The organism is Lysinibacillus sp. FJAT-14222 (assembly GCF_001278875.1).
GTDB lineage: Bacteria > Bacillota > Bacilli > Bacillales_A > Planococcaceae > Lysinibacillus > Lysinibacillus agricola.
In genome coordinates this window covers 1-2456 of the sequence record NZ_LIYL01000027.1, presented here as the reverse complement: position 1 = coordinate 2456, position 2456 = coordinate 1, and the positions used below count along the sequence as shown (strand labels likewise).

Genomic DNA, 2456 nt, shown 5'->3' with positions numbered 1-2456 from the left:
TTCGTTCACCAACTCAAGGTTAGCTACTAAAAACTTTATTGATTACGTTTTGCTTGTTCAGTTTTCAAGGTTCATTTGCAATCGTTATCTCTTTGTTAAGAGTTAACTTTTATATAATAACATGTTTTATATAAAGTGTCAAACAGTTATTTTATTTTTATATTGTCCTAGTTGCATGTTCAACAGCAACTTTTATATAATATCACCTATTTCATAGCACGTCAATAGTTTTCTATCGTTTTTTTAAAAGCTTTATAACTTAAATCTTGGCCACGTCTTTAAAAATTGAATAGTACGGTTCCTTCCAATTTCTAAAAGCGTTTCTTTAGTCTCTTCATCTAAATCAAATTGCGTGGCACTATAATCATCAACAGGAATGAAAATAATATCTCTTTCATGTCGTCTTGAGATATACCTTTCATCATGAGCATCTTTCATAGTTGAAAATAAAGCTTCAAATAAATTTAATCCATTTTTAATTTCATGTGGTCGTTGTTCTTCTCTACGTCTACTCAATTTAAGTCCTATAATTGGTCGTACTTTACGTCCTTCTCTATCGTCAAATACCCATAACGGAAAATTACTCAATACACCACCATCTACAATAACCGACTCTCCTTTTCCCGTTTTTAACGTAACAGGTTCAAAGAAAAATGGTATACCACAGCTCATACGTAAGGCACATGCAACTGAAAAATCCCTTGCATCAATATGATAATTGTGTAAATCGTCTGGTAAAACAATCATTCTGCCATTTGTTAAATCTGATGCCACTAATTTTAATGAATCTCTAGGTAAATCTCCGAAAGTATATATTCCTTTGTTCGCTAATTTCTGGAAAAACCATTTCTCTAATGCTTTTCCTTTATATAAACCTAAATGGTGATAAACATTAACCCACTTCATAAACGGAAATGGTAAGATTGTTTTCCTTGGATCTAGTAATGAAGGTACATCCAACTCTTCTAACATAGTTTGGATTTCTTTTCCGCTATATCCTGCAGCTATGAAAGTAGCTAAAATAGCCCCAGCACTCGTCCCTGCTACCCGTTTAAAGCGAAAATTTTCAGCTTCTAGTACTTGATACGCACCAACTAGCGCAAACCCCTTCAAACCTCCTCCAGAAAAAACACCATCAATCCACAAAATTCCCTCTCCTTTTTCAAGTAATCTTTACATTATAAGAACTAGTAACAATAATTAGAACTAGAAATATGTAGGTTTATATCGAATTCCTGTAACTCTTTGAAATTACATCTATAAAACAAAAGGGATTAGGCACTGTATATAACAAAGCCTAATCCCTTAACAACAACCAAATTTTATTTAATATACATCCATTTCATTTTTAAGTTCCTTTATCGTTACATGGTATTCTTCTAGGCGATCAATACGATGAGATAAAAATTATGCCATAAAAAAACAAGAAGCTATTATTTTTCAGCTTCTTGCCTTATTTAAATGAATTAGTATTACTCATAAAATCGAGTAGAAGGAGGTGACTAACCCCCGATCTCTCACATCATCGTACATACGATTCCGTATACGGCGGTTCAATTCAGATAATTAACGTAGTTTCTACTACACCCTCTTATGGTTCCTTTGGGATTCACCACTACCTCCACCGAGTCGATCCATCTTGGATTATCTGTGTTCCTCATAGAAAACTGCATGCAAAGGGGGTATTCTCCCGAATTGTTCGATCCTTCTCGTTCATTCTAAAAGTGAATGATACTATGACCTCTACTGACTTCTGATGGTTCAGCTACTTGTCACTAAGTAGGTTAAAGTGAACTTTGTGTTTCCATCAGACCTCCCTGGGTAAGCACATGCACTTTCACACCATCTGTCCGCCTCATTTACTTGATATGACCTTCGACAGAAAGGACTTTGTGTTGTTCTGCACACTTATCCAATCATACCTAGCCTTCTATGAGATTCGTGTTCCTCAGACCGGTGCTTTGCCGCCAACTCCCTTCAGGTTTTCCGTCACCACGGGCACCCATGCTATTGGCTAACCACTACTTCTGTCTTCGCGGTTCGGGATTTGCACCCTATAGTTCATACGCATGCCAGGCGAACATAAAAAAACAGCCAGCACACAGCTGACTGTCTTCATTGCCTAGCGACGTCCTACTCTCACAGGGGNGGAAGCCCCCAACTACCATCGGCGCTAAAGAGCTTAACTTCCGTGTTCGGTATGGGAACGGGTGTGACCTCTTTGCCATCATCACTAGACTATTGTCGGCTTTCAATATACATCGTATTTCTTTGTCAGCTTCTGTCGTTCAGTCAGTCACGTACTTGAGTACGCTCCTTCCCTCTCTCCATTGTTTCCTCGAACTACTCGTATCTTGAAATCCTTAATGAAAGAAATTATTCTTTCAAAACTGGATAAACGGTGCATTGAATGTTTCAAACATTTTGGTTAAGTCCTCGATCGATTAGTATTCGTC

The 2456-nt window shown here is 37.2% G+C and carries 1 protein-coding gene and 1 rRNA gene; both read right to left on the bottom strand.

Features of this window, described 5'->3' with window-relative positions; all coding sequences use genetic code 11:
* Positions 1 to 252: 252 nt before the first annotated feature.
* On the bottom strand, positions 253 to 1146 hold the full coding sequence (locus AN161_RS13625; protein ID WP_053594910.1) for a patatin-like phospholipase family protein: 894 nt from the start codon (positions 1144 to 1146) through the stop codon (positions 253 to 255).
* Between the two features lie 974 nt (positions 1147 to 2120).
* Positions 2121 to 2238, bottom strand: a 5S ribosomal RNA gene (gene rrf, locus AN161_RS13620).
* Positions 2239 to 2456 lie beyond the last annotated feature (218 nt).